Annotated in this window: 25 protein-coding genes and 1 tRNA gene; 8 read left to right on the top strand and 18 right to left on the bottom strand. The window is 66.0% G+C overall.

The features are described 5' to 3' along the window. The first annotated feature begins 198 nt into the window (after positions 1–198). Positions 199–1,020 carry a ParA family protein gene (locus tag QF036_RS09475; RefSeq protein WP_307101241.1) on the top strand — a complete coding sequence of 274 codons (822 nt, stop codon included), beginning with the start codon at positions 199–201 and terminating at the stop codon, positions 1,018–1,020. 98 nt (positions 1,021–1,118) lie between these two features. On the opposite strand, the gene QF036_RS09470 is transcribed toward QF036_RS09475, so the two are convergent. The 5 genes from QF036_RS09470 to gcvH form a co-directional block, all read right to left on the bottom strand. Beyond that, positions 1,119–1,715 (bottom strand): MerR family transcriptional regulator, encoded by a 597-nt coding sequence (locus tag QF036_RS09470; RefSeq protein ID WP_236807959.1) that lies wholly within the window; start codon positions 1,713–1,715, stop codon positions 1,119–1,121. 252 nt (positions 1,716–1,967) lie between these two features. After that, a complete protein-coding gene (locus QF036_RS09465) occupies positions 1,968–2,471 on the bottom strand; it encodes a bifunctional nuclease family protein (RefSeq protein WP_076798054.1) in 504 nt (167 codons plus the stop codon). After that, positions 2,471–3,187 carry a transcriptional regulator FtsR gene (gene ftsR / locus QF036_RS09460; RefSeq protein WP_043418625.1) on the bottom strand — a complete coding sequence of 239 codons (717 nt, stop codon included), beginning with the start codon at positions 3,185–3,187 and terminating at the stop codon, positions 2,471–2,473. Before ftsR ends, QF036_RS09465 begins: the two co-directional genes overlap by 1 nt. A gap of 22 nt (positions 3,188–3,209) precedes the next feature. Next, on the bottom strand, positions 3,210–3,686 hold the full coding sequence (locus QF036_RS09455; RefSeq protein WP_307101238.1) for an FHA domain-containing protein: 477 nt from the start codon (positions 3,684–3,686) through the stop codon (positions 3,210–3,212). Between the two features lie 146 nt (positions 3,687–3,832). Then, positions 3,833–4,219, bottom strand: a complete 387-nt coding sequence (gene gcvH / locus QF036_RS09450) for a glycine cleavage system protein GcvH (RefSeq protein WP_003801813.1) — start codon at positions 4,217–4,219, stop codon at positions 3,833–3,835. Between the two features lie 154 nt (positions 4,220–4,373). Between gcvH and QF036_RS09445 the strand changes: the two genes are divergently transcribed. Beyond that, complete coding sequence (locus QF036_RS09445; protein ID WP_307101235.1) at positions 4,374–5,246, top strand: Fpg/Nei family DNA glycosylase; 873 nt, start codon at positions 4,374–4,376, stop codon at positions 5,244–5,246. A gap of 81 nt (positions 5,247–5,327) precedes the next feature. Here QF036_RS09445 and QF036_RS09440 read toward each other — a convergent pair. The 10 genes from QF036_RS09440 to QF036_RS09395 form a co-directional block, all read right to left on the bottom strand. Then, a tRNA-Pro gene (locus QF036_RS09440) sits at positions 5,328–5,404 on the bottom strand. A 140-nt stretch (positions 5,405–5,544) separates the two neighbouring features. Continuing rightward, entirely contained in the window at positions 5,545–7,095 is a 1,551-nt protein-coding gene (der, locus tag QF036_RS09435; protein ID WP_307101234.1) for a ribosome biogenesis GTPase Der, read from the bottom strand. 10 nt (positions 7,096–7,105) lie between these two features. Further along, a complete protein-coding gene (locus tag QF036_RS09430) occupies positions 7,106–7,789 on the bottom strand; it encodes a lysophospholipid acyltransferase family protein (RefSeq protein ID WP_307105872.1) in 684 nt (227 codons plus the stop codon). A gap of 43 nt (positions 7,790–7,832) precedes the next feature. Further along, a complete protein-coding gene (gene cmk, locus QF036_RS09425) occupies positions 7,833–8,546 on the bottom strand; it encodes a (d)CMP kinase (protein ID WP_307101232.1) in 714 nt (237 codons plus the stop codon). Further along, positions 8,546–9,655: a prephenate dehydrogenase gene (locus tag QF036_RS09420; RefSeq protein ID WP_307101230.1), complete on the bottom strand. Its 1,110-nt coding sequence runs from the start codon at positions 9,653–9,655 to the stop codon at positions 8,546–8,548. The genes cmk and QF036_RS09420 overlap by 1 nt, the downstream gene beginning before the upstream one ends. Positions 9,656–9,658: 3 nt before the next feature. After that, the gene (locus tag QF036_RS09415) at positions 9,659–10,882 is read right to left on the bottom strand and encodes a pseudouridine synthase (RefSeq protein WP_307101228.1); all 1,224 of its coding nucleotides are present in this window, start codon (positions 10,880–10,882) and stop codon (positions 9,659–9,661) included. 106 nt (positions 10,883–10,988) lie between these two features. Continuing rightward, positions 10,989–11,618: an SMC-Scp complex subunit ScpB gene (scpB, locus tag QF036_RS09410; RefSeq protein ID WP_307101226.1), complete on the bottom strand. Its 630-nt coding sequence runs from the start codon at positions 11,616–11,618 to the stop codon at positions 10,989–10,991. Continuing rightward, entirely contained in the window at positions 11,615–12,454 is an 840-nt protein-coding gene (locus QF036_RS09405; protein WP_307101224.1) for a segregation and condensation protein A, read from the bottom strand. Before QF036_RS09405 ends, scpB begins: the two co-directional genes overlap by 4 nt. Before the next feature lie 5 nt (positions 12,455–12,459). Next, positions 12,460–13,359 (bottom strand): ParA family protein, encoded by a 900-nt coding sequence (locus QF036_RS09400; protein ID WP_003801831.1) that lies wholly within the window; start codon positions 13,357–13,359, stop codon positions 12,460–12,462. Between the two features lie 236 nt (positions 13,360–13,595). Further along, on the bottom strand, positions 13,596–14,936 hold the full coding sequence (locus tag QF036_RS09395; protein ID WP_307101221.1) for a cation:dicarboxylate symporter family transporter: 1,341 nt from the start codon (positions 14,934–14,936) through the stop codon (positions 13,596–13,598). 139 nt (positions 14,937–15,075) lie between these two features. Between QF036_RS09395 and QF036_RS09390 the strand changes: the two genes are divergently transcribed. Together QF036_RS09390 and QF036_RS09385 are read left to right on the top strand one after the other, a co-directional pair. Next, on the top strand, positions 15,076–16,812 hold the full coding sequence (locus tag QF036_RS09390; RefSeq protein WP_307101220.1) for a sensor histidine kinase: 1,737 nt from the start codon (positions 15,076–15,078) through the stop codon (positions 16,810–16,812). After that, positions 16,809–17,522 carry a response regulator gene (locus tag QF036_RS09385; protein ID WP_307101218.1) on the top strand — a complete coding sequence of 238 codons (714 nt, stop codon included), beginning with the start codon at positions 16,809–16,811 and terminating at the stop codon, positions 17,520–17,522. Before QF036_RS09390 ends, QF036_RS09385 begins: the two co-directional genes overlap by 4 nt. A gap of 148 nt (positions 17,523–17,670) precedes the next feature. Here QF036_RS09385 and QF036_RS09380 read toward each other — a convergent pair whose 3' ends face one another. Then, positions 17,671–19,293 (bottom strand): HNH endonuclease signature motif containing protein, encoded by a 1,623-nt coding sequence (locus tag QF036_RS09380; protein ID WP_307101216.1) that lies wholly within the window; start codon positions 19,291–19,293, stop codon positions 17,671–17,673. A 251-nt stretch (positions 19,294–19,544) separates the two neighbouring features. Here QF036_RS09380 and QF036_RS09375 point away from each other — a divergent pair, with 251 nt between their 5' ends. The 4 genes from QF036_RS09375 (at position 19,545) to QF036_RS09360 (ending at position 23,830) form a co-directional block, all read left to right on the top strand. Next, positions 19,545–20,201: a GntR family transcriptional regulator gene (locus QF036_RS09375; RefSeq protein ID WP_307101215.1), complete on the top strand. Its 657-nt coding sequence runs from the start codon at positions 19,545–19,547 to the stop codon at positions 20,199–20,201. Next, complete coding sequence (locus QF036_RS09370) at positions 20,194–21,714, top strand: MmgE/PrpD family protein (RefSeq protein WP_307101214.1); 1,521 nt, start codon at positions 20,194–20,196, stop codon at positions 21,712–21,714. Before QF036_RS09375 ends, QF036_RS09370 begins: the two co-directional genes overlap by 8 nt. Continuing rightward, the gene (gene prpB / locus QF036_RS09365) at positions 21,715–22,620 is read left to right on the top strand and encodes a methylisocitrate lyase (protein ID WP_307101212.1); all 906 of its coding nucleotides are present in this window, start codon (positions 21,715–21,717) and stop codon (positions 22,618–22,620) included. 70 nt (positions 22,621–22,690) lie between these two features. Next, entirely contained in the window at positions 22,691–23,830 is a 1,140-nt protein-coding gene (locus QF036_RS09360) for a bifunctional 2-methylcitrate synthase/citrate synthase (protein WP_307101210.1), read from the top strand. Positions 23,831–23,937: 107 nt separating this feature from the next. Here the strand turns inward: QF036_RS09360 and QF036_RS09355 are convergent, their stop codons facing one another. Together QF036_RS09355 and QF036_RS09350 are read right to left on the bottom strand one after the other, a co-directional pair. Beyond that, entirely contained in the window at positions 23,938–25,452 is a 1,515-nt protein-coding gene (locus QF036_RS09355; RefSeq protein ID WP_307101208.1) for a hypothetical protein, read from the bottom strand. Between the two features lies 1 nt (position 25,453). Then, positions 25,454–25,978: an RNA polymerase sigma factor gene (locus QF036_RS09350; protein ID WP_307101206.1), complete on the bottom strand. Its 525-nt coding sequence runs from the start codon at positions 25,976–25,978 to the stop codon at positions 25,454–25,456. Positions 25,979–25,994: the final 16 nt, after the last annotated feature.

Below are 25,994 nucleotides of genomic sequence, written 5' to 3'. Positions count from 1 at the left end.
TGTCCGGGCCATATTCACTGCCGGGCCTGTATTTACTGCGAGGCATGCCCGGATCCCGATAAGAAGGGATTCGGGCCGAGGTCAACATATGATGAATGGGGCGGCGGAAGCCTGCCCCTGTTCCTGCAGCACCATCCGGCAGCACCGGAACGGAACGTACCCCAACACGGCAACCGGCGTTAGGTATTGGTTTATCAAGTGCAAGTAGTCAGCATCAGCAGCCTCAAGGGCGGTGTCGGCAAGACATCCGTGACAACCGGACTGGCGTCTGCGGCACTGGCCGCAGGCATCCCAACCCTCGTAGTTGACCTCGATCCCCATGCCGACGCCAGCACAGCCCTCGGGGTGCAGCCCAGCGACAAGCTGGACATCGGCAGGATGCTGAAAAATCCGCGCAAGGCCAAGATCGCTGAGAACGTCGTGCCCAGCGGCTGGATTAGCCGGGTAATCGTTAATGGTTCCGGCCCAGCGGTGCTCGATGTCGCCGTCGGGTCCGCGTACACCGGGATCTACGACCGGCCCGACCTTGGCAAGCGCGATCTGCGCAGGCTGTCCGCGGTGCTCGCCGGTGCGGATGCCTATGAACTCATCCTGGTGGACTGCCCGCCGTCCCTGAACGGGCTCACCCGCATGGCCTGGTCCGCCAGTAACAAGGTGGCCCTGGTGGCCGAGCCCGGGCTCTTCTCCGTGGCCGGCACCGAACGCACCATGCGGGCCATCCAGCTGTTCCGGCAGGAATTCGCACCGAACCTCGCCCCCGCCGGCATTGTGGCCAACCGGGTGCGCTCCGGATCCTCCGAGCACGCTTTCCGGCTTGCCGAGATGCAGTCCATGTTCGGCGACCTCCTGCTGGCTCCGCACATCCCGGAGCAGGCCAACTGGCAGCAGATCCAGGGCGCGGCGCATTCCGTCCACCACTGGCCCGGTGACTCCGCCAAGACCGCGGCCGGGCTCTACGACACGCTGCTGGGAAATCTCATGGCCACCAACAAGACCAGCCGTAGCCGGAGCGCACGCTAGCAGCACGCTTTGTTCCCAGCCAGGGTCCCGCTGAACGCATGAAGGCCGCCTCCCCGACGGGAGGCGGCCTTCTGCGTAAAATCTCGTGGCCGGCGCCGCTAGCCGATCTTGCGGGCGGCGCGGCGCTTGCTGAGTTCGTCGTCCGGGAACGTCTGGTCGCCGGCGTGCTCGCTGGGCAGCGAGGCGAGGCTTCCCTCGACTTCGCGCCACACGCGGCCCACGGCGATGCCGAACACGCCCTGGCCGCCCTGCACGAGGTCGATGACCTCGTCCGCGGAGGTACATTCGTAGACGCTGGCGCCATCGCTCATGAGCGTGATCTGGGCCAGGTCCTCGACACCGCGTTCACGGAGGTGCTCCACGGCGCTGCGGATCTGCTGCAGCGATACGCCGGTATCCAGCAGCCGCTTGACCACCTTCAGGACCAGGATGTCGCGGAAACCGTAGAGCCGCTGGGAACCGGAACCCGCTGCGCCGCGGACTGCAGGCTCCACCAGGCCGGTGCGGGCCCAGTAGTCGAGCTGCCGGTAGGTGATCCCGGCAGCCTTGCAGGCCGTGGGCCCGCGGTAGCCGGCGTCCTCGTCCAGAACGGGGAGATCCTCAGTGAAGAGAAGGCCCTGAGCACCACTCGCGGGCACGGCAACGCCGGCCGTCGAGGGTTGCTTCAGCTCGCCTGCTTCGCCTTTCGGACTCACGTGGATCCTCCTTGTCATGAGCTCCCCTGAGGAAGTTGCCGCAACAGCTGCTACGCCCATGAAGTCCGGAAGAAATTCATGCTTGTAATTCGGCCGGAGTAGCACTTTCCAGTGTGACTTGCGCCGCTGTCGTATGCAATGGGAACTTGGTATCTTCGACGTTAGGCCTGCCACGGCCCAAGGTCAAAGACGTTCGCATGATTATCGGGGCGTGTCGAAAGTTTCAGCCTTAACTTTAACCTTAACGTGACCTTAGCCGTCGAAATCCTCGGGCTCGACGTCGTCAAGAAACTCCCGGAACCGGCGCAGCTCGCGCTCTTCCTCCACTGTGGGCCCGGGCTCGGTGTCCTCGCCCTCGTCATGCTCGGTGATGCGCACGCCGGCCTCGTCCATGACAGAGTCGGCGCACCAGATCCGGCACTTGGCGCGCAGCGCGATGGCCAGCGCGTCGGATGCCCTTGAGCTCACCGTGGCCCCGTTGTCGAACTGGAGCTGGCCGTAGAAGATGTTGTCCTCCACGGCCACGATGTTCACGCTGACCACGGAATGGCCGAGCGTCTCCACGACGTCAACCAGGAGGTCGTGGGTCATGGGCCGCGGCGGCACCACGCCCTGCTGGGCCAGCGCGATGGCACTTGCCTCGGGTGTCCCGATCCAGATGGGAACGTGCCGTTCTCCGTGCATCTCGCGGAGCAGAACCAGGGGCTGGTTTGAAGGCAGTTCGATGCGGACGCCCACAATCTCGACTTCGATCATCAGATTTCCATCCGCGAGATACGGTCCTGCACAAGGGCCCGGTGCAGGGTGAGGCAAAGGTCGCTGATTTCCCGGGCGGCTTCCGCCGCGCGGGCCTGCGACGCAGCGTCCCTGCGCGAGGTCAGGGTGGCCACGGCCCGTTCAACGAGTCCGAATTCGCGCTCCGCGGCGGCCTGGAAGGGCCGGAGGTGCCGTGGCTCCAGGCCGTGGCTCTCCAGCTGGACGCAGGCGCGAGCCACCTGGAGGGCGTGCTCGTCAAATTTGCCGTCGGTGTGCCCGATGAGGCCGAAGCTGAGCAGGGACTGCAGGAGCGGCACGCTGGCCCCCGACTCCGCGCGCAGCTGTTCCTCGCTGAGCCTGCGTGCTTTGTTCTGCAGTTCCGCGGCCAGCTCGTCCGAGACGATCCGCGGGGAGACGGTAACCCCGGGCGGAAGGTTCTCGGGCCGTTCGCCCCTGTCGATGGCGTCAAGGTAGTCCTTGATGACCTTCAGCGGCAGGTACTGGTCGCGCTGAAGGGACAGGACGAAGCGGAGCCGTTCGACGTCGCTGTCGGAGTACTGCCGGTAGCCCGCGGGTGTACGCCGGGGATTGATGAGTCCTTTTTCCTCAAGGAACCTGATTTTCGACGCCGTCATGCTCGGAAAGTCATCGCTCAGCTGAGCGAGCACTTCCCCGATGTTCAGGACCAGTGGTCCCCGGCGCTCCGGTTGTGCCATTGCCACAGGCAGCCGCTCCGAATCAGACGCGTCCTGCTGCGCGGGCAGGGCTCAGGTAGAAGGTGAGACGGAACTTGCCAATCTGGACTTCGTTTCCGGACCTCAGTTCCACGCTGTCCACGCGGTCATGGTTGACATAGGTGCCGTTCAGGCTTCCGGTGTCCACCACCTCGAAGCTCCGCGGTGTGCGCCGGAACTCGACGTGGCGGCGGGAGACCGTCACGTCGTCGAGGAAAATGTCAGCATCCGGGTGCCGCCCGGCCGTGGTGACATCGGAGTCAAGGAGGAATCGGGCACCCGAGTTCGGCCCGCTGTGGGCCACGAGCAGGGCGGAGCCGGAGGGCAGCGCCTCGACGGCAGAGCGTTCCTCCGGGGAGAGCTTGGGCACGATCGTTGGCTCGTCATGAACCGGAGTGAGGTTGATCGAGGTGGTCTCCGAGGCCCCGCCCGCACCCGTGCCGTAATCGCCGTTGGTGTGGTTCTGTTCGCCGCCAACCATGGATTCCTCCTCCTTCGTTGCAGATGTCCCCCTGCAATCAACGCGTACCGTCCGGAGCTGCCTGGCAGCTCCGGTGTGCCGCCCGCCGTCCGGCCGTTGAAGTCCATTGCTGGACTCCGGTGGCCGGGCTGCGGGACTGGTTAGCTTTAGCCTACCTGTTGTTCGTACTCCGATGCACTGAGCAGGGAATCCACTGCGTCAGGTTCGGCGAGCTTGACTTCGATGAGCCAGCCGTCGCCGTACGGATCGGAGTTGATGAGCGCGGAATCGCTGTCGAGTGCCTCGTTGCGGGCTACGATCTCGCCGGAGACAGGCGCGTAAATGTCGCTGACGCTCTTGGTGGATTCAACCTCACCCACGACGTCGTTTGCCTTAACAGTGGTACCAACTTCAGGCATCTGGGCGTAGACGACATCCCCGAGGGCGTCCTGGGCGAAGTCGGTGATCCCCACGCGGACCACGCCATCGGCATTCGGTGCGGTCACCCATTCGTGTTCGGCGGTGTAGGACAGATCAGAGGGAATGTTGCTCATCAGGGGCCTTTCATCGGGTCAATCACCAATGTCAACGGAGGCGTAGGGAACAGCCACCGGTTGAAAGTATATGCACAACTCCCTGGCCGCCGGATGTGCCATCATGCCCCGTGGGAACCGCCCAATCCGGCATCCCGTATGGCAAAGTGGTGCCATGCCGGAACTACCCGAGGTGGCCGCACTGAGCACGTTCCTCGACACGCGGCTGCGCGGCGCGGTGCTGGAAAAGCTGCAGATCCTGTCCGTGGCCGTCCTCAAGACGGCCGACCCGCCCTACACGGCGCTGACGGGCCGGACCATCAGCGGCGTGGAGCGGTTCGGGAAGTTCGTCAGCATCAACGCCGACGGGCTCCATTTCGTCTTCCATCTCGCCAGGGCGGGCTGGGTCCGCTACACGGAAAAACCGTCGCCCGATCCGCTCAGGCCCGGCAAGGGTCCCATCGCGGCACGCCTGCACCTTACCGGTGCGGACGGCGGGAAGATGGGCATCGACCTGACCGAGGCCGGCACCAAGAAGGGCCTGGCAATCTACGTGGTGTCAAAGCCGGGCGACGTTCCCGGCATCGCCGAGCTCGGCCCGGATCCACTGGCGCCGGCCTTCAGCCGGGAAATGTTCGCCGAGATCCTCGCCGGGCACCCGCACCAGATCAAGGGTGTCCTGCGGAGCCAGAGTGTCATCGCCGGCATCGGTAATGCGTACAGCGACGAAATCCTGCACGCAGCGAAAATCTCCCCGTTCGCCATGGCCAATTCCCTGGAACCGGCGAAGGTCGGGATCCTGTTCGACGCCATCCACACCGTCCTGGGAGCCGCAGTGGCCCAGGCCCAGGGGAAGGCGCCCGCCGACCTCAAGGACGCGAAACGGAGCGGCATGAATGTGCATGGCCGCGCCGGCCAGCCCTGCCCGGTATGCGGGGACACGGTCCGGGAGGTGTCCTTCGCGGACACCGCGCTGCAGTACTGCCCCACCTGTCAGACCAACGGCAAGATCCTGGCCGACCGCAGAACGTCCCGCTTCCTCAAGTAGCGCGTTCCGCCGTCGAGCGGGCAACAAAAAACGGACAACAAAAAACCCCGCCAACCCAGTTGGGTTGGCGGGGTTTTGTTGTGGTCGGGCTGACAGGATTTGAACCTGCGACCCCTTGACCCCCAGTCAAGTGCGCTACCAAGCTGCGCTACAGCCCGTCAGTTCCGCCGTTCTCCGCTTCGGTGATTATTCCGAAGAATTTCACCTAAGCAGTCCGGCCGAACCACCTAGAAGAGCTTACACGATTCCGGAGGGTGCCAGTGACACTTTCCGGCATTCGCCGCCCGGTGTGTCCTAATTAACGCTTCTTGCCACGCTTTTCACGCACACGCATGCTGACTTCGATGGGCGTTCCCTCGAAGCCAAAGGTTTCCCGCAGGCGGCGGGTGATGAACCGGCGGTAGCCCGGGTCCAGGAATCCCGTGGTGAACAGGACGAACTTCGGGGGCCGGCTCGAGGCCTGCGTGCCGAAGAGGATGCGGGGCTGCTTGCCGCCGCGGACCGGGTGCGGGTGCGCCGCCACCAGCTCGCCCAGGAAGGCATTGAGCCGTCCGGTCGGAATGCGCCTGTCCCAGTTTTCCAGCGCCAGTTCCAGCGCCGGCACCAGGCGGTCCTTGTGCCAGCCGGTCTTGGCGGAGATGTTGACGCGCGGCGCCCACTCCACGTGCGCCAGGTCCTGCTCGATTTCGCGTTCCAGGTACCGGCGGCGCTCGTCGTCCAGCAGGTCCCACTTGTTGAACGCGAGCACCAGGGCACGCCCCGATTCGATGGCCAGTTGCAGGATGCGGACGTCCTGTTCGCTGAGCACCTCGTCAACAGCCAGAAGAACGACGGCGACCTCCGCCTTTTCCAGCGCGCTCTGGGTCCGGAGGGAGGCATAGAAATCGGCGCCCTGTGCCATGTGCTGGCGCCGGCGGATGCCGGCGGTGTCCACGAAGCGCCAGGTCTGGCCGCCGAGCTCGATGAATTCGTCAACCGGGTCGCGCGTGGTGCCGGCGGTGTTGTCCACCACCACACGCTCGGAGCCGGCCAGCTTGTTCAGCAGGGAGGACTTGCCGACGTTGGGGCGTCCGATCAGGGCGATCCGGCGGGGGCCACCGGAGCGTTCAACGCCCTCGACGGTGGAGAATTCCGGCAGGGTGTCCATGACGTGGTCCAGCAGGTCGGCGACGCCGCGGCCGTGCAGCGCGGAGACGGGGTACGGCTCGCCGAAGCCCAGGCCCCACAGGACTGCCGAGTCGGCTTCCTGGGCAAAGTCGTCCACCTTGTTGGCCACGAGGATGACCGGCTTCTTGCTCCGCCGGAGCATCTTCACGACAGCTTCGTCGGTGGCGGTTGCGCCTACGGCCGAGTCAACGACGAACAGCACGGCATCAGCCAGCTCCACTGCCATTTCGGCCTGTTCCGCCACCCGGGCGTGGATGCCGCGGGCATCGTGCTCCCAGCCGCCGGTGTCCACCAGGGTGAAGTTCCGGCCGTTCCAGTTCGCCGAGTACATCACGCGGTCGCGCGTCACGCCGGGGGTGTCCTCCACGACTGCCTCGCGGCGGCCGAGGATACGGTTGACGAGGGTGGACTTGCCAACGTTCGGGCGACCGATGATGGCGAGCACGGGGTCCAGCTTGAGCGGGCCCTCAAGCTCGTCCTCGTCGTGCAGGCCGCTGAGGAGCGCGGCGTCTTCCTCGTCGAGTTCGTAGTCGTCCAGTCCGGCGCGGAGGGAGGCGGCGCGAAGCTCGGCCTCGTCGTCGTCCAGGGCTGCCAGATGTTCAGCCACCTGGTCCGTGCCGGTGGGCGTGTATTCGTCTTCGCCGGCACCGGAGTGGCCGGAAGTTTGAGTCGTATCGCTCATTGCACTTTCCTTAATGGTGGTCTGCCGGCGGCCCGGCTACTGCTGGTGTACGTTGGTGCGGATGATCCGCGGAGGGCAATGACAGCCCGCTGAGCCGGACAGTGTCGCGGATGTGCGCGGCCAGAGTGTTACGGATTTCCGTAGCCGCCCTGTCCATTGAAGCACGCCCGGTTTCTTCCGGTTTCCGGCCGATCGCGAGGGGCTGGCCAAAGCTGACGTGCAGCCTGCGGCCCGGTTTCGGGATGCTGTCCAGGTGTTCGCCGCCCTGCCGCGTGCCCAGGATGGCCACGGGCACCACGACGGCGCCGGAATTCAGGGCGAGCCACGCCACCCCGTTGCTGATGCCGGCAGCGGTGCCGCTCCCCCGGGTTCCCTCGGGCAGGATGCCGACGCAGCGGCCGGCGTCGAGCACGCCCTTGCTCAGCTGCAGGACCGAGCGGTCCCCCGCCCGGTCAACCGGAAGCTGGCCCGACGCCTTCAGCACGCGGCCAAGGAAGCCCTTGAACATCTCCTTTTTAACGAGGATGTGCATGGGCCGGGGCGAGGCACCGAACATGACGGGTCCGTCGAGGAAGCTGATGTGGTTTCCTGCGAAGATCACAGGCCCCGCGGCCGGAACGTTGGAGCGCCCGGTCACGGATGTGCGGTAGACGATGTTGTTCAGGAACCGGCCGACGGGCCGGCTCCAGGCCATGGTCCAGCTGCCGGGAACTCCAGACCCCGGCAACCTGGCGGAATCACTCATGGTTGATGACCTTGGTGACGATGCGCAGCGCGGCGGACACGGTTTCCTCGAAATCCAGCTCCGATGAATCCAGAGTCACCACACCGTCCGCCGCCTGGGTGAAATTCACCACCGTGGAGTCCTTCGCGTCCCGCTGGGTCACCTGGGCGGCCAGCTGCTCGGCGCTTTGCGTTCCGCCGAGCTGGATGCCGCGGCGGCGGAGCCGCGCCTCCTCGCTGGCGGTCAGAAGCATGCGGACCTGGGCAGCGGGGGCGACGACGGTGGTGATGTCCCGGCCCTCCACCACCATGCGGCGGTTGTGCTTTTCGATCAGGGCGCGCTGGCGGCGGATGAGTTCCGTCCGGGCACCGAGCGTGGTGGCGACGGCACTGACGGCCGAGGAGATGGCCGGTTCCCTGATGGCGTCGGTGACGTCGGTGCCGTCGACCCGCACATACTCGGTGTGCGGGCTGGTGCTGATGTCCAGCGGCAGTTCTTCGGCAGCCAGCTCGACGGCGGAGGCATCAGTGAGGTCTGTTCCGCGGTCGAGGCAGTACCAGGTGAGGGCCCGGTACATGGCGCCCGTGTCCAGATAGGCAAGGCTGAGGCGGCGGGCCACTTCCTTGCTGACGCTGGACTTTCCGGAGCCGGACGGCCCGTCGATGGCCACCACAAGCGGGCGGCCCAGCCGGAGGGCAGGCAGAGTTTCGGTCAGTTCCTGTGTCATTACTGCAGTACCCGCCATCCACGGTCGCTTAGTGCTTCTACAAGGAGGTCATGCGCGCTCGGCAGCACGGAGATCTCCACCATGCCCACATTCTGCCCTGAGGAGTGGTCCAGGCGGAGATCTTCGAGGTTGACGCCAATCTCACCGATCTCGGTCAGCAGCCTGGCGATCTGGCCGGGCCGGTCGTCCACGAGCACCGTGAGCCAGGAATATGCCTGCGGCGGTCCGCCGTGCTTACCCGGAATCCGTGCCTGCCCGGCGTTGCCTTCGCTCATCAGCTGGGCCAGGTCGAGACGGGCTCCGGCGGCCGCGGGGTCTTCCAGAGTTCCGATCAGCCGGTTAAGGTCGTCGCGCACACCGTAAAGGATCTCCACCACCTTGCCGGCGTTCGCACCCAGAATCTGGACCCACATCGTAGGATCGCTGGCTGCGATTCGGGTGGTGTCGCGGAGCCCGTTCCCCGCGAGGGAAAGAGCGTTCAGCGGGGTGTCCTGCAGACGGGTCGCCAGCAGCGAGGACATCACCTGCGGCAGATGGGACACCAGGGCCACCGCCCCGTCATGTTCCTCTGCCGTGAACTGCGAAACGACAGCACCGAGATCGGTGGCCAGCGCCCGCGCAGCCTGGACGGCCCCGGCCGAGGATTCCTCGGTCGGGCATACAACCCACGGCATGGAGGTGAAAAGCTCGCCCCGGGCGGCGACGGGCCCGGATTTCTCGCGCCCGGCCATGGGATGGGTACCGACGTAACGGCTGAGGTCGGCGCCGCGGGTGCGCAGGTCATGCAGGATCGCCGCCTTGACGCTGGCGATGTCGACGACGGTGGCGTCCGGGTAGTCTGCCAGCGCACCTTCCACAACGTCGGCGGTTACGTCCGGCGGCGATGCGACAACCACGAGTTCAGGACTTTCGTCCCCCATGGCGGCCAGCGGGAGGCCGGCGCCGATGTCAACGGCGACCGCCTGGTTGGTGGGCGAGGGATCGGACAGGTAGACCGCAACGCCACGGCCGCGCAGGCCGAGGCCGATGCTGGTGCCGAGCAGGCCAGTGCCAATAACGACGACCGGGCCGTTCAGGTGTCCGCGGCCGTGCGTACGGAAAGCCGACATCCCTTACAGCCCCACGGATGCCAGCAGGTGGCCGACTTCCTGCTTGCCCAGGTTGCGGATGCTTCCCTGGCGCTGGTCGCCCAGACCGATGGGGCCCACCTTGACGCGCACCAGGCGCAGCACCGGGAAACCGACGGCGTCGAACAGGCGCCGGACAATGCGATTCTTGCCGGAGTGCAGCACCACTTCGATCAGCACGTGGCCCGGGGTTGAGTCGACCAGCCGGAAGGAGTCGACCGACGCGAAGCCATCCTCGAGTTCGATGCCGTCCTTGAGCTGCGCGCCGATGCCCTGCGGGAACGGCCCGCGGACCTGCACGAGGTAGGTCTTGGGGACCTCGTACGACGGGTGGGTCAGCCGGTTGGCCAGCTCGCCGTCGTTGGTCAGCAGCAGCAGGCCTTCGGTAGCAACGTCCAGGCGCCCGACATGGAAGAGCCGTTCACCCTGGTTGTTGCGGATGTAGTCGCTGATGCACGGGCGGCCTTCGGGGTCCTCCATGGTGGACACGACGCCCTTGGGCTTGTTGAACACCATGTAGACCAGCGTGTCATCGAGCTGAATGCGCAGGCCGTCCACGTGGATAACGGCGGTCTTGGGGTCGACGCGGACGCCGAGCTCGGTCACGACCTTGCCGTCGACCTCCACGCGGCCCTCGGCGATCATCTCTTCACAGACGCGGCGCGAGGCGACGCCGGCGGAGGCCATGACCTTCTGCAGGCGGACGCCGTCAGCGTCGTGGACTTCCGACTGCGGCACCTCGGCGCGGGGACCGCGCGTGCGGGAGGGCCGGCGGACCGGCCCCAGGCTCTGGCCGAAGCGTTCGCTGCCGAAGGCGCGCGAACCCGCCGCCTTGGGGGCGCCCGACTTGGGCTTCAGCGCGCCCGGGGTGCCGGGGGCCTTGTTCGCTCCGGGCTTCCGGGCAGCGGCGGCCTTGCGCGCGCTGGCCCTGGGTGCCCCGGTCCTGGACGCGGGGGGCTTGGAGCCCGGCTTCCAGTCGCCGGCCGGCCGGCGGCCTGCGGGTGCCTCGTCCGGATCGACGAAGCGCTCCTCGCGTGGCTTGGCTTTGTAGGTGCGGTCGCCGAAGGGGCGGTCGCCGCCCTTGGGGAAGTCCCGCTTCCCGGCGCCCGCGCCGCGGCCCTGTGCTGCTGCGCCGCGTGGCGCGTTGCGGTCCGGACCTTTACGTCCGGAGCTGTTACGTGGTGAACCCTGGCGTCCCGCCTGTGTCATGACCCGTCCTCTGTGATTTTGACCGGCAAAGGTTGTCCAAAGACAACACTAGCCAGCCGTGCAGATTAAATCTGCCCTGGTAAAAACTGCTTCGCAGGCGTGCCGCCTACATTCTTCCGGCGTCGTAGAACTCTTCAATTCCTTCAAGCCCCGGAAGGTGCGGTGAAAGCTGAGGCAACTCAGCCACCGAGCCGATTCCCATGCGCTCAAGGAAATACGACGTCGTGCGGTACAGGACAGCGCCCGATTCCGGATCTGTTCCGGCATCCTCGATCAGCCCGCGCTGGGTCAGCGTCCGCACAACAGAGTCAACGTTGACTCCGCGAATTGCAGACACCCTTGCCCTGGACACCGGCTGCCTGTAAGCGATGACGGCGAGTGTCTCGAGCGCCGCCTGGGTCAGCCTGGCCGTCTGCCCTTCCAGGACGAAAGTACCGACGACGTCGGCAAATTCAGCCCGGGAGTAGATGCGCCAGCCGCCGGCGACACTCCGCAATTCAAAACCCCGGGGGCTGGAAGCGACTTCATGCTCAGGTCCATTGCTGCCAGTTTCCCTATCCGGGGCTTTAACAGTATAGCCGTCATAATCACGCTGCAGGTCCAGCAGCAGCGCCTCGACGGCGGCCACCGTCAGGTTGAGTCCTGCCGCGAGGTCGGTGGCGGAGGTTGGCTCGTCCAGCACCATCAGTACCGCCTCAAGCGCGGCGCGTTCCCGGCCCGCGACTGGATCCGTCATTGCTGCTCCTCATATTCCTCGCTCAGGTGCTCCCCGGTCCATCCGGTGCCGGCCGCCGTCCAGCGCACGGTCAGGTCGCCAAGCGGCGCCACCTGGTCGAAGGCAACCACCTGGTCCCTGAACAGCTCCAGGAGAGCCAGGAAGCGCGCCACCACCACCAGGGTGGATTCGGCGTCGGCTATCAGGGCCCGGAATGTCAGGGGCCGGCCGTCCTGCAGCCGCAGGCCGATCAGCTCCGCCTGCTCGCGAACGCTCACCGTGCCGCCGTGCAGGTGGGCCACACCGACCTCCGTCGGAGCCGGGGCCTTGGGCTTGAGCGCCGCCTCGGCCAGCGCCGCGAACTGTGCGGGGCTGTGCTTCCAGACGAGCTCCGGCAGCATCGCCGCGAAATGTTCCTCGAGGGCGACTTGCCGCGGATAGCGAAGGGACTCCAGTTCCAGTGTTGCGTCCATCAGCGCGGCGACCTGTTTGAAGGCCTTGTACTGCAGCAGCCGGGCAAAGAGCAGGTCACGTGCCTCGAGGAGGGCGATGTCGTCGTCGTCCTCCACCTCGCCTGCGGGCAGCAGGCGCGCTGCCTTAAGGTCCAGCAGCGTGGCCGCGATGACGAGGAACTCACTCGCCTCATCAAGGGCCCACTCCTCCCCCAGCTCCTGGAGGTTCCGGATGTACCGGATGAACTCGTCGGTGACCGTGGCCAGCGCCACCTCGGTGATGTCCAGCTGATGTTTGGAGATCAGCCCCAGCAGGAGGTCAAAGGGACCGCTGAAGTTGGCAAGGCGAACTTCGAAGCCGGACCGCCTGGCCTCGGCGGGGGGCGTTGCCGGCTCTGCGGTCATGCGGGCTAGGGCGCGCCGCCGCGCGAAATCAGTTCCTTGGCGAGGCGGCGGTAGGCATCGGCACCCACATGGTTTCCGGCGTAGCTCGTGATGGGCTCGGCGGCCACGGTGGCGTCGGCGAACTTGATGGAGCGTTTGATGACGGTTTCGAAGACCTTGTCCCCGAAGGCTTCCACCAAGCGGCTGATGACCTCGCGGCTGTGCAGCGTGCGGGCGTCGTACATCGTGGCCAGCACGCCGTCCACCTGCAGCCGCGGGTTGAGTCGGTCCTGGACCTTGTCGATGGTTTCGACAAGCAGGGCCACCGCGCGCAGGGCAAAGAATTCGCAGATCAGCGGAATGATCACGCCGTGGGCCGCGGTCAGGGCGTTGACGGTGAGGAGGCCGAGGGAAGGCTGGCAGTCGATGAGCACGACGTCGTACTCGTCCTCGACCTTCTTCAGCGCCCGGTCGAGGACCTGCTCGCGTGCCACCTCGTTCACCAGCTGCACTTCAGCCGCCGAGAGGTCGATGTTGGCGGGCAGCAGGTCCACGTTCTCCACGCCGGTCTGGTGGATGGCTTCGCGGATGTCGATCTTGCGGTCCATCAGGACGTTGTAGACGGTCAGATCCAGTTCGTGGGGGTTGACGCCGAGCCCGGCGGACAGTGCGCCCTGGGGGTCGAAGTCCACCAGGAGCACGCGTCGGCCGTATTCGGCCAGCGCCGCGGCAAGGTTGATGGTGGAGGTGGTCTTGCCCACCCCGCCCTTCTGGTTGACCATGGCTATGACGCGGGCCGGTCCATGGGAGGACAGCGGCGCGGGCTCCGGAAAATCGCGGTGGGGGCGGCCCGTGGGACCCATGACGGCGTCTTCCAGGTCGAGTTCCGTGCCTTCCAGAGTTGCTGAACCCTGTTCGCTGCTCACGTATCAATCCACACTTTCGATGACGGTGATTTTCTGCCGCTGTCTGCCAGCGCCCCTGCTACTTCCACCCCAAGGTTACAGCGCCCGACACGGCATTCCATGGACCTTGACTTTTGATGGCGTTTGAGCCTTTACCTTGTACCTGAAGTCGAAGGTTGCTGGCCGACAGCAAAGAAACCGCCCGCACAGGCTGGGCCTGTGCGGGCGGTATCGCTGTAGTTGTATGGCGCCGGGCCTTAGGCCTTGGCCGGTACGGCCTGCTCGGGCGTTTCCGCCACACCGTGGTGGTGCGCCACCATCGTCTGCTCGTCGAACGGTTCCTGGCCGGACAGCACGCGGTTGACCTGCTCGCCGTCGACCTCCTTGACCCAGGTGCCGATCAGCAGGGTGGCAACGGCGTTGCCGGTGAAGTTCGTCAGCGCACGGGCCTCGGACATGAAGCGGTCGATGCCCACGATCATGCCGACGCCGCCCAGGAGTTCAGGCTTGTGGGCCTGCAGGCCGGCAGCGAGGGTGGCCAGTCCGGCACCGGTGACGCCGGCTGCGCCCTTGGACGCGATGATCATGAAGATCAGCAGGGAGATCTGGGCGCCGAGGTCCAGCGGCGTTCCCATGGCGTTGGCCACGAAGAGCGACGCCATGGTCAGGTAGATGGCCGTGCCGTCCAGGTTGAAGGAGTAGCCGGTCGGCACGGTTACGCCGACCACCGGCTTGGAGACGCCCAGGTGCTCCATCTTGGCGATGAGGCGCGGCAGGGCGGCCTCAGAGGACGACGTCGAGAAGATCAGCAGGTACTCGCGGGCCAGGTACTTCATCAGCTTGAAGATGTTCACACCGGTGACAACCTGCAGCAGGCCGCCGAGGATGACGACGATGAACACGGCACAGGTGATGTAGAACGCGATCATCAGGGTGAACATGCTCACGATGGCCTGGAAGCCGGTGGCGCCGACCACTGCGGCGATGGCACCGAAGGCACCCACGGGGGCGAGCCACATGATCATGATCAGGATGCGGAAGACCAGGGCCTGGCCGTGGCCGATGGCCTTCAGGATCGGCGCGCCCTGCGGGCCCATCTTCTGCAGTGCGAAGCCGACGAGGATGGCAGCGAGCAGGGTGGGAAGCACCGGAATGTCCCCGGGAATGATGCCCAGCAGGAAGTCAACCGTGCTATCCGTGGCTGCCTTTTTGTTGGGGTCGTACGGCGCAAGCTGCAGCCCTTCACCCGGGTGGATGAGGTTGCCGACAACGAGGCCGATCGCCAGGGCGAAGGTGGACATGACCACAAAGTAGCCCAGAGCCAGTCCGCCGACCTTGCCGACGGTGGCCGCCTTGGCGATGGAGCCGATGCCCAACACGATGGTGCAGAAGATGATCGGGGCGATCATCATCTTGATCAGCTTGATGAAGCCGTCACCGAGGGGCTTGAGTGATTTTCCGACCTCGGGGAACAGCAGTCCCACCAGAGCGCCGAGAATGACAGCGGCGATAACCGCCATGTACAGATAGTGGGACTTGTCGAGTCCCTTGCGCTCGGCTTTGGCCGGCACTGCCGACTCTCCTCGTTGAGAAGCCATCTTTCTCTCCTTATGGATAATCTGGAAGACGCTTCGGCACAATCTCTGGGCTCCGCGCGTCGGTCCTTTGTGATTTCCATCATTCGCCACGGAGTGACTTGGCTCACCGTTGCGTTCATATTGGTCATGGGAGGTGTTGATGATCCACCGCTGGAGCATTGCGAGGCGGCTGTTCGTGGCGAACCTGCTGTTCATGCTGGCCCTGACGGCCATCGTCGGGACGGCCGTCTTCGTTGACGCCCGGGACCATGCCTACGAGGAGGCCGGCCGCCGGATGGGGGCTTTGGCGACGTCCATCGCCGATAACCCTCTTATTCTGCAGGCCGCCGGTACCGGGAACCCGTCGGCGCAGCTCCAGCCCTACGCGCTGAGGGTCATGGCCGACTCCGGGGCCGACTTCATCACCATCATGTCGCCGGACCGGACGCGGTGGACGCACCCTTTGGACGAGGAGCTGGGCCGCCCGTACATCGGCTCGATCCAGGAGGCTCTCGAGGGCCGCGTGTTCACCGAGATCACCGCCGGAACGCTCGGGCCGTCGGTGCGGACGATCGCTCCGGTGAAGGACGCCCGCGGTGGGGTCCGCGCGCTAGTGGCGGCCGGCGTGACTGTCAACACGGTGGACGTGGCCGTGTCCGGCAGGCTGCCGGCGTTGCTGGCTGTGTCCGGGTCCCTGCTGGCAGGCGGATCGCTCGCGTCATGGTTTCTTGGCCGCTACCTGCGGCGCGTGACCAGGGGGTGGGGACCCGAGCAGCTGGCCCAGCTCTTCGCCTACTACGAATCGGTGCTCCATTCGGTCCGGGAAGGTGTTGTCCTGATTGACCGGGCCGGAAGGGTGGTGATCTACAACGACCAGGCGGCCGAACTGCTGGGCCTGGAACCGCGGGAAGCGGAGGACGACCACGCGGCCACGCCGCAGCTCGCCGACCTGCCCCTGGCGCCCAGCCTGAAGGAGCTTTTTGAATCCGGGCGCACGGCCCACGACGAAATCCACCTCACCAATGACGGCGTCCTGGTGGTTAACCAGCGCCCTGCAGTGGGGCCGGGATCCTCCGCCGAACGCCAGCGCGGCCCGGTGTTCGGCACCGTTGCCACCATCCGCGACCGCACGGAGATCGAATCCCTGGGCACCGAGCTGGAGAGCATGCGGACACTGTCCGATGCCCTCCGTGCCCAGACCCACGAGCATGCAAACCGGCTTCACACGATGGTCTCCCTGCTGGAGCTGGGCAGGACGGACGAGGCCCTGGACTTTGCCACGAAGGACCTGGAGCTGAGCCAGCAGCTGGCGGACGACGTGATCGGGTCGGTCCAGGAGCCGGTGCTGAGCGCCCTCGTCATGGGCAAGGCGGCGGAGGCCCACGAACGCGGCGTGGAGCTCGTGGTCGAGGCGTCCGGACCGGCCCTTAGCGGAGAACTGGCAGTACAGGACCTCGTCACGGTGCTCGGCAATCTGCTGGACAATGCCATCGACGCCGCGGCCGACGCCCCCGCACCCAGGCGGGTGGAGCTGCTGGTGGACACGTCCAGCGGCGGCCTGGAAATAACGGTGCAGGACTCTGGCAAGGGCATTGACCCGTCAGCCGTGGACGACGTGTTCCGCTACGGTTTCAGCACCAAGACGGCCGGGCCGTTCGGACGGGGCCTTGGCCTTGCACTGGTGAAACAGGCCGTCCAGCGCCTGGCCGGTACCATGACCATCAGCAACTCCAGCACCGGCGGGGCGCGCTTCCACATCGCACTCCCGGCCAGCGCAGCTTCCAGCTCATTGCCCCCAGACACCTTTTCGCCCGGCACATCGCCGTCAAGCACACCGCCGCCCAGCACATTGCCGTCATGCACGCCCACATCGAGCCTCCCGGAGGACCACACGTGACAGACATCCGAGTCCTCGTCGTCGAGGACGAGCCCGTCGCAGCTGCGGCACACGCCGCCTACGTGGGCCGGGTGGACGGCTTCACGCTGGCAGGTACGGCTCCGGACGGCCAGTCGGCGCTCCGGATGCTCACCGAGTTCTCCGCAGCCAGCACCCCGGTGGAGCTGGTTCTGCTGGACATGAACCTGCCGGACCTGCATGGCCTCGACATCGCCCGGCGGATGCGCTCGGCCGGGCACTTCGCCGACATCATTGCCATCACAGCTGTTCGGGAAGTGGCGATTGTCCGCAGCGCCGTCTCCATCGGCGTCGTGCAGTACCTCATTAAACCGTTCACCTACGCAACGTTCGCGGACAAGCTGGAGAGCTACCGGCAGTTCCGCGAACAGCTGGCGGGACCGGAGGCGGGATCGGCGAAGGCAGCGGCGTCGCAGAGCGATGTGGACCAGGCCTTCGCCAGCCTGCGGGCGCCATCCGAGCTTCCGTTGCCGAAAGGTCTGGCCCCGTCAACGCTCGACGCCGTCCGCGACTTTATCAAGGAACAGCCCGGTGCCGTCTCGGCCACCGAAGTCATGACTGCCCTGGGCATGTCAAGGGTGACCGCACGGCGGTACCTCGAGTACCTCGCCGACGCCGGAACGGTGTCCCGGACGGCGCGGTACGGGGCTCCGGGCCGTCCCGAGAACGAATACCGCTGGTCCCGCGCCTGATCACTACCGGGGATCCATTTAAAGGGAACCCGTAAATCCCGAGCTCGCATGATCACCCAGCCCCTGACCGCTCATGATCATCCAGGCCCCCTGCTCGGGAAACTCTCAGGCATGCCGATGAGCGGGCACCGGAATGGGAGACGCACCCTTAGGCGGCTGCGGGTGAAGACCAGTTGGGCCAGGGATCCAAAGGCAGCGGTGGTTCAACGCTGTCGAAAGCCATCGCGCTCTCAACACCGTCGAGGGCGTCGGGAGGTTCCGAAGGTTCGGGATCCTGGTCAAACCAGTCCGGCAGCCACTGCCATTCTTGGCCGGGCGGCGGTTCCGGCCAGATGGGTGGTTCCCAGTCCTGCTGTTCCGCTGGGTAGGACCGTCCCGCGGGTGAAATCCAGCCCGGCGGGCTCTCGCGGGTGGCGCCGACCGGTCTCCACGCTGTGGTGTGTTTCAGGCGGTGATGCTTAGGGCATGGCTGGCCAAGATTGGCGACGCCGGTGCCGCCGCCGTCGGCCCAGGCCAGTATGTGGTCGGCGTCGTTGTCCAGGGAGTGGTTGTTGCAGTTGGGGAACGTGCATCGGGCGTCACGCAGCCGGAGCCATTGGCGCATCGGTTTAGTGAGCCGGTAGCTGGTGCGTCCGATCTCCAGCGGCGCCCCGTCACGCGGGTCGGTGAGGACGCGCAGGAAGGACGTCGCCCCATCGGCAACCAGGCGGCGGGCCATGGACGGCGGGATCGGCCCGTACCCGTCCAGCACCGCCGGCTCCTCCGTCTGTCCAAGCAGCGAAAACACCGGAACCGTGACCAGGACCTGCGCCCGTGGAGACGGCACAACACCGGGAGGCGCTGAACCTGCCGGCACCAAACCTGCCGGCGCTGTACCTGCGGGCACGGCTTCCGGGGGCGGGCCGTCAACCGCGGCGTAAACCGGGTGGCCTGCGGTGAGCAGCCAGGTGGCGGCGGCATCGACGCGCAACTGGGTCAGGGTCCGTGACTCGGTAGGGCCCTGCAGCGCGCGGGCGGTGGCGGTGGCCCGGTCCCAGATCCCGGCGGCCTGGTCCGCGGGCAGATACGCCGACAGCCAGGCCATGCCGTCCCGGTCCGGGGTGTACTCCAGCCGCCGGTCTTTAGAACTGTTGCGGTGGCGGGTTTCGATGCTGACCGGGTGGTGCCGTTCCCGCCAGTAGCGGGCCTTGGCCCGGAACCTTGCCGGAGTCAGCTCCCCGGCGGGGCAGCCGCGCGCCGGGTTGGGGGCGTCGGGGTCCAGGAAGTGGGCTTCCAACGCCGCGGCGGCTTCTGGATCCAGCCCATCGGTTTCATCGAACATAATGCGCCCGTGCTGCCAGGACAGCGTTCCTGACCCCATCCCGTCCAGTGTCAACGGCAAGTTGGTACTCAGCTTGCCGGATTCGGCCAGAAACCGCGTAGCCGACCCTTCGCTCACGGTCAGCGCACACGCCACCGACGCAGTCACGGACATCTGCAGGACAGATCGCTCCTGGGGCGACGCCTCCGGCGGCGCCATCGCCGCCTCCGTGGCAGCGAACCCGGCCGCGAGGTGCACCTTCACGGCCGCAACCCGGGCTTCCATCCCGGAAACCTTGGTCAGGCCGTCCAGGAACGTATCCGCCCGCTCCTGCAACCGGTCCGCCTGATCCAGCCGCAATCCAGCGCCCGCCGGGACCGGGTCAGCAGTCCTGCGGAGCTCGGCAGCCAGCGCTAAGGCAGAGGCACTAATAGCCTCCAACACCTCAGCAGCAGCCGCACCGTTATGCATACCCACAGCATGACAGCAGCCTGTGACAAAAACGCCTCAGCGGTCGGGGCATCCTTCCCGCTTCTCCAGCCAGTATCCAAATCAGCCGGTCAGCGAAGGACGCCTTCCTGGCCTGGGCAACTCGCATTTAGCTTCTGCCCCGCCATATGTATACATATGGATCCTGAGTAGTGACTAAATACCGACGAAAGCTAGGCAAACTGCTCGCTTATGTATACACTCGAGTAAAAGTGAAGCGGCAAGGAGGCGGCATGCGGGCGAGCGACAGGGCCTACGCGGCACTCCGCGATGACATCGTCGAGTGGCGTCTTCTACCGGGAACGGTTCTTGCCGAAGTGGAACAATCGGAACGGCTTGGCGTCTCCCGGACGCCGCTGCGCGAGGCCTTGAGTCGGCTGACGGCGGAGGGGCTGACGACGGCGGGCGGCCGCGGCGTCGTCGTCACCGATATTTCGCTGGACGACATCGACGAGCTGTTCGAACTCCGGGAAACCCTCGAAGGGAGGGCTGCCGCGCTGGCGGCGCAGCGCGGCGATGCGGCCGTCTTCCGCGCACTGCAGGAAGAACTGTTGGGCGCGCCCGCCCTGCTCAACTCCCCGGACCCGGCCCGGCACGACTACTACGAGCTCGTCGGCCGCCTGGATGCTGCCATCGATGCTGCCATTTCCAACTCGTACCTGGCCCAGGCTATGCGGAGCCTGCGCGTCCACCTGGTCCGGGTCCGCAGGCTGGCCGCTGACGACCAGGGCCGGCTCACGGCGGCCGCGGCAGAACATGCTGCAATCGCCGAAGCGATAGCGGCCGGCAACCCCCGGCTAGCCGAGGCAGCCACCACCGTCCACCTGCACCGCAGTCTTTCCCACGTCAAAGCCGTCCACGCATCCGCCCAGAAGGAGCCCCATGGTTAAGGAACACCACGTCCGCGTATACAAGAGCGAGGAAAACCTCCCGCGCGAACAACAGCTCGCCCACAAGATTGCCGTTGTGGCAGCAGACCCGGTGGCCGTTTCCGACGAGGTCACGGACATGGTCATCAACCGGATCATCGACAACGCCTCCGTGGCCATCGCCTCACTCAACCGGGCCCCGATCGTTGCAGCCCGCGCCCAGGCCCTCACTCACGGTCCTTCCAACGGCGGCAAAGGGGCCAAGGTCTTCGGCATCGGTGAGCGCGTCTCCCCGGAATGGGCTGCCTGGGCCAACGGCGTGGCTGTCCGCGAACTGGACTACCACGACACCTTCCTCGCCGCGGACTACTCCCATCCGGGCGACAACATTCCGCCGATCCTGGCCGTCGCCCAGCATGTGGGCTCCAGCGGCAAGGATCTGATCCGCGGCATCACCACCGGCTACGAGATCCAGGTGAACCTGGTGAAGGCGATCTGCCTGCACAAGCACAAGATCGACCACGTCGCCCACCTCGGCCCCTCCGCAGCTGCCGGCATCGGAACCCTGCTGGGGCTCGACGTCGAAACCATCTTCCAGTCCGTGGGCCAGGCCCTGCACACCACTACGGCGACCCGCCAGTCCCGCAAGGGCGAGATCTCCACCTGGAAGGCGCACGCCCCCGCCTTCGCCGGGAAGATGGCCGTCGAAGCCGCCGACCGGGCGATGCGCGGCCAGACATCCCCCGTGCCGATCTATGAAGGCGAGGACGGCGTGATCGCCTGGATGCTGGACGGCCCCGACGCCTCCTACCAGGTCCCGCTGCCCGAAGCCGGCGAGGCCAAGCGGGCCATCCTGGACACCTACACCAAGGAACATTCGGCCGAGTACCAGGCCCAGGCCTGGATCGACCTCGCCCGCAAGCTGAACCGGGAACACCCCGAGGCCACCGATCCGGCGAACGTGAAGTCCGTCCTGATCAAGACGAGCCACCACACCCACAACGTGATCGGCTCCGGCGCCAACGATCCGCAGAAGTACAGCCCCACCGCCAGCCGGGAAACCCTGGACCACTCCATCCCCTACATCTTCACCGTCGCCTTGCAGGACGGGGCCTGGCACCACGTGGATTCCTACTCCCCCGACCGCGCAGCAAGGCCCGACACGGTGGAGCTGTGGCAGAAGGTGTCCACGGTGGAGGACCCCGAATGGACCCGCCGCTACCACTCGCTGGACATCTCCGAGAAGGCCTTCGGCGGTTCCGTGGAAATCACGCTCACCGACGGCACCGTCATCCGGGACCAGATCGCGGTGGCCGACGCTCACCCCCTCGGCGCCCGCCCGTTCACCCGCGAGCAGTACGTCAACAAGTTCCGCACGCTGGCTTCCGGGCTGGTGACGGAGGATGAAATCGAAAGGTTCCTATCCGCCGTCGAACGCCTCCCGGAACTGGCAGCGGGCGAGCTGGACCAGCTCAACATCGCAGCGGCGCCCGGCGTCATCGATTTCAGCGCCGCGCCCAAGGGGCTGTTCTAGATGCTGTACGCCAAAACAACCCCGGAGCAGAAGCGGCTCCGCTTCCGTGAACAGCTGGCTTCCGGAACCATCCAGCAGTTCCCCGGAGCGTTCAACCCGCTCTCCGCCCGGCTGATCGAGGAGAAGGGCTTCGCCGGGGTCTACATCTCCGGCGCCGTCCTGGCCAACGACCTCGGCCTGCCGGACATCGGCCTCACCACGCTCACCGAGGTCGCCACCCGGGCAGGACAGATCGCCCGCATGACCGACCTCCCCTGCATCGTCGACGCCGACACCGGCTTCGGCGAACCCATGAACGTGGCCCGGTCCGTCCAGGAACTGGAAAACGCCGGGCTCGCCGGCTGCCACATCGAGGACCAGTTCAACCCCAAACGATGCGGCCACCTGGACGGCAAAAACGTCGTGGACCTGGACACCGCCACCAAACGAATCCGCGCCGCAGCGGATGCGCGGCGCGACCCGAACTTCCTGATCATGGCCCGCACCGACATCCGCGCGGTGGAAGGGCTGGACGCGGCGAAGGACCGGGCAAAGGCCCTCGTCGAAGCCGGCGCCGACGCCATCTTCCCGGAAGCCATGAAGGACCTGAGCGAGTTCCAGGCCATCCGGGACGCCGTGGACGTGCCGATCCTGGCCAACATGACCGAGTTCGGCAAGAGCGACCTCTTCACCGTCGACCAGCTCCAGGAAGTGGGCGTGAACATGGTGATCTATCCGGTGACCCTGCTCCGTAGTGCCATGGGGGCTGCTGAGCGTACGCTGGACTCAATTAAGGCTGACGGAACGCAGGAGGCACAGGTAGGGAGCATGCTGACGCGCGCGCGGCTGTACGACCTGGTGGATTACGAGGCCTACAACCGCTTTGACACCGGCGTCTTCAACTTCCGGATCCCCGGAACCGACTGACGCCCAATCCCCCGCAGGACCACCGGCCGGTCCGGCCGGTAATCGGACGCAAGGAACGAAGGAGTTCAGCATGGCTGAAGAAGAGATCAAGAAAGGCCTCGACGGCGTGGTGGTGGACTACACCGCGGTCTCAAAGGTCAATCCCGACACGAACTCACTGCTGTACCGCGGCTACCCCGTCCAGGAGCTCGCCGCCACGCGCAGCTTCGAAGAAGTCGCTTACCTCCTATGGAACGGCGAGCTGCCGTCCTCCGGCGAGCTGGCTGACTTTACGGCCCGCGAGCGCGCCGGACGGCCGCTGGATCCCGTGGTCAAGCAGGTGATTGATGCCCTCCCGACGACGGCGCACCCCATGGATGTCTGCCGCACCGCAGCATCGGTGATGGGCGCGCGCCACGAGCTCGCGGAGGATTCCTCCCGTGAGGCCAACATGGCCAAGGCCCTGGACCTGTTTGCCGCAATGCCGGCGGTGGTGGCGTACGACCAGCGGCGCCGGCGCGGGCAGGACCCCGTGGAGTCCAGGAAGGACCTCGGCTACTCGGCCAACTTCCTGTGGATGACGTTCGGCGAGGAGTCCGTTGCCGAGGTGGTGGAGGCCTTCAACGTCTCCATGATTCTCTACGCGGAGCACTCCTTCAACGCCTCCACCTTCGCCGGGCGCGTCATCATGTCCACGCTTTCGGACCTCCATTCGGCGGTGACCGGCGCCATCGGTGCACTCAAGGGACCACTGCACGGCGGAGCCAACGAAGCCGTCATGCACACCTTCGACGAGATCGGAATCCGGCCCGAGGAGTCACTCGAGGAAGCCGCCGACCGCGCCAAGGCCTGGATGGAGAATGCCCTGGCCCAGAAGAAGAAGGTCATGGGCTTCGGCCACCGGGTCTACAAGCACGGCGATTCCCGCGTGCCCACCATGAAGGCGGCCCTCGACAAGATGATCGCCCACTACGGCCGGCCCGAACTGCTGGGCCTGTACAACGGTCTCGAATCGGCCATGGACGAGGCCAAGGGCATCAAGCCGAACCTCGACTACCCGGCCGGCCCCACATACCACCTCATGGGCTTCGACACGAACATGTTCACGCCGCTCTTCGTCGCCAGCCGGATCACTGGCTGGACCGCCCACTTCATGGAGCAGCTGAACGCCAACTCGCTCATCCGCCCGCTGAGTGCTTACAACGGTCCGGACGAACGGCACGTGCCGTAATGGTTCGCCTGTAGCGCGTACGACGCCGGGAAAGCACGACGCCGGGCCGGTCACCTTTGGGGTGGCCGGCCCGGTGTTGCTTAATGCCGCGTCCGTTTACGGCACCGTCAGGAGGTGACCTCCAGGCTCTGGATCATGGCCTTCAGTTTTTTGTACTCCGAAGTCTCCATGTAGGCCCTGGCCTCTGCCACGGTGGTGAAGGTCGGCTCGGCGGCCTCCTGCACAGCCCGGTCCGCGAAGGACAGGATCCCCCGCGGGGTTCCGGTGACCAGCGTGTACATGAGGCAGCTATCGCTGACGGAACCGCTGTCCTTGTCCACCAGTCCCAACTGGTAGCTGAATCCCTTGCCGAGCGGGGAGTTGTCCATCACCCGGTAAGAGAACCGCACCCCGCGCGCCACAGCCCAATTGGCAGTGAGGGATGACGCACCGCTATCGAGTTCAGTGATCTTGTAGTTTCCGTCAGTGCAGGCACCCCCGAGGCCGCCGGCAGCAACATGCTGGAAACTGGCTACGGTCTTACCCGCTTCGTCGGACACCGTGATTCCCGAGCCCGGGTTCTCAGGCGTTCCAACCTGGACGTCCTTCGCGGTCCAGCCCTCAGGGAGAACGAAGCTGGCTTTCCCGTCCTGGCTGACGAAGCGCGGGCTGGTGGCCGTGTTGGCCGGCTTTAGTGCCAGGGAGATCAGCATGCGCTTGACGTCCCGGTACTCTTGCGTCGCCATGTAGGTTTTGGCCTCGGCAACCGAGTCAAACGTCAGCGGGGCGCCCTGACCGTCGGACGTGAGCCAAACGGTATCGCCAAAATGCGCGAACGGGACATTGTCCGGGCCGAGGATCCCGTTGTATAAACCGCACGTCGTGGGCTGCGGAGCCAAATCTCCATCAGCCAGGGCGAGGGACCCATAGACCTTGTCTCCCTGGATCACACGGAAGACAAAGGCCGACGGACCCTGAGGGTGTTCCCTAAGCTTGGCGGGTTTCTGCGGAATGTCGACAACCACGGAGTCGAGGGTCTGGTACGGCTTCGGTGCCGGGCACACCGGGCCACCCGTGACGTCGTAGACCAACCGCAGGGTGGCCATGGTCCTTCCGGCGGCATTCTTCACCTCGACGATGTTGTAGGCACCGCCATCGATTGTTTGCGGGGTCTGCGACACCCTCCAGCCCAGGGGGTGTTCGAAGGTTGCCTGACCGGTGGCGTCGGTGAAGGTGGTCCAGGTAACTGGCGCCGGTTTCGGCGCAGCAGGCGCAGTAGCTGCGGCCGTCCGTGTTGCCGTCGGCTTTGGTGTTGCCGCCGGCTTCGCTGGTGCTGCCGCCGTCGTTTCCGATGAGGTGGGTGCGACGGGGCCGGCAGGAGCCGGGGCGGATGTCAGGGCGCCGAAGTTCGTTGCCACCAGCACACCGGCGGTCACCGCCGCCGCAGCCAAGGTCAGCACACCGGCAACGCGCGCCCGCCGCCGTTTCCGGTCCTCGAACCGCAGTACGTTCGCCGGCAGGCTGTCCGTGAACATCGGGGCCTCGGAGGTTACCCGCCGAAGGGCCGCATCGGCGTCGGGCATCTCGGCATGATCGTTGCGGAGCGGGTCTGACCCGGAAATCAGGTTCTTGATCGGATCCATCTCATGCACCCATCTTCTGTGTGACGGAATTCTGCCCGCTCGCCCCTGGGGTCACCGGCATTTGCTTGCGGAACGCGGCCCTGGCCCGGTGCAGGCGGACCTTGGCAGCAGCTTCGCTGCACTGCAGAACGCCGGCGATCTCCGCCATGCTCAGCTCGTCCCAGTAGGCCAATTGCAGGATGTCTCGCTCACTGTCGCGCAGCGCGGCCATGGCGTCGTGGACTACCAGGTCCTCGGACTCCGCACCGGAGCGGAGCTCGGCGGACGCCCGGAGTTTTGCCTGCAGGGCCACGAGCCGGTCACGGCTCCGGTAGGCGTTTCCGATCAGGTTCCGCGCCACTGTCAGCAGCCAGGCGATGTCCGCGTGCGGCTGGTCGTGCCATTTTTGCCATACGACGCGGAACACGTCCGCTGCGAGCTCTTCTGCGAGCTCGGGCGATTCCACCCGCCGGCGCACGTATCTGTAAACCCGCGGATAGCTGTCCCTGTGAACGGCGATGAACGCCAGTTCGCGTTCCGACTCCACGTATCCCCCAAACGTA

This window comes from Arthrobacter globiformis (assembly GCF_030817195.1).
Taxonomy (GTDB): Bacteria; Actinomycetota; Actinomycetes; order Actinomycetales; family Micrococcaceae; genus Arthrobacter; species Arthrobacter globiformis_D.
This window is presented reverse-complemented; position numbering and strand designations above follow the sequence as displayed.

Excerpts from the sequence above, each read along its gene's own strand:
- QF036_RS09370 (WP_307101214.1), top strand. The coding sequence starts at position 20,194 with ATGGTTAAGGAACACCACGTCCGCGTATACAAGAGCGAGGAAAACCTC.
- QF036_RS09415 (WP_307101228.1), bottom strand. The coding sequence starts at position 10,882 with ATGACACAGGCGGGACGCCAGGGTTCACCACGTAACAGCTCCGGACGT.
- ftsR (WP_043418625.1), bottom strand. The coding sequence starts at position 3,187 with ATGGCACAACCGGAGCGCCGGGGACCACTGGTCCTGAACATCGGGGAA.
- QF036_RS09420 (WP_307101230.1), bottom strand. The coding sequence starts at position 9,655 with ATGTCGGCTTTCCGTACGCACGGCCGCGGACACCTGAACGGCCCGGTC.
- QF036_RS09360 (WP_307101210.1), top strand. The coding sequence starts at position 22,691 with ATGGCTGAAGAAGAGATCAAGAAAGGCCTCGACGGCGTGGTGGTGGAC.
- prpB (WP_307101212.1), top strand. The coding sequence starts at position 21,715 with ATGCTGTACGCCAAAACAACCCCGGAGCAGAAGCGGCTCCGCTTCCGT.
- QF036_RS09380 (WP_307101216.1), bottom strand. The coding sequence starts at position 19,293 with ATGCATAACGGTGCGGCTGCTGCTGAGGTGTTGGAGGCTATTAGTGCC.
- cmk (WP_307101232.1), bottom strand. The coding sequence starts at position 8,546 with ATGACACAGGAACTGACCGAAACTCTGCCTGCCCTCCGGCTGGGCCGC.
- gcvH (WP_003801813.1), bottom strand. The coding sequence starts at position 4,219 with ATGAGCAACATTCCCTCTGATCTGTCCTACACCGCCGAACACGAATGG.
- scpB (WP_307101226.1), bottom strand. The coding sequence starts at position 11,618 with ATGACGGATCCAGTCGCGGGCCGGGAACGCGCCGCGCTTGAGGCGGTA.
- QF036_RS09390 (WP_307101220.1), top strand. The coding sequence starts at position 15,076 with ATGATCCACCGCTGGAGCATTGCGAGGCGGCTGTTCGTGGCGAACCTG.
- QF036_RS09355 (WP_307101208.1), bottom strand. The coding sequence starts at position 25,452 with ATGGATCCGATCAAGAACCTGATTTCCGGGTCAGACCCGCTCCGCAAC.
- QF036_RS09455 (WP_307101238.1), bottom strand. The coding sequence starts at position 3,686 with ATGGTTGGCGGCGAACAGAACCACACCAACGGCGATTACGGCACGGGT.
- QF036_RS09375 (WP_307101215.1), top strand. The coding sequence starts at position 19,545 with ATGCGGGCGAGCGACAGGGCCTACGCGGCACTCCGCGATGACATCGTC.
- QF036_RS09405 (WP_307101224.1), bottom strand. The coding sequence starts at position 12,454 with ATGACCGCAGAGCCGGCAACGCCCCCCGCCGAGGCCAGGCGGTCCGGC.
- QF036_RS09445 (WP_307101235.1), top strand. The coding sequence starts at position 4,374 with ATGCCGGAACTACCCGAGGTGGCCGCACTGAGCACGTTCCTCGACACG.
- QF036_RS09430 (WP_307105872.1), bottom strand. The coding sequence starts at position 7,789 with ATGGCCTGGAGCCGGCCCGTCGGCCGGTTCCTGAACAACATCGTCTAC.
- der (WP_307101234.1), bottom strand. The coding sequence starts at position 7,095 with ATGAGCGATACGACTCAAACTTCCGGCCACTCCGGTGCCGGCGAAGAC.
- QF036_RS09395 (WP_307101221.1), bottom strand. The coding sequence starts at position 14,936 with ATGGCTTCTCAACGAGGAGAGTCGGCAGTGCCGGCCAAAGCCGAGCGC.
- QF036_RS09465 (WP_076798054.1), bottom strand. The coding sequence starts at position 2,471 with ATGATCGAAGTCGAGATTGTGGGCGTCCGCATCGAACTGCCTTCAAAC.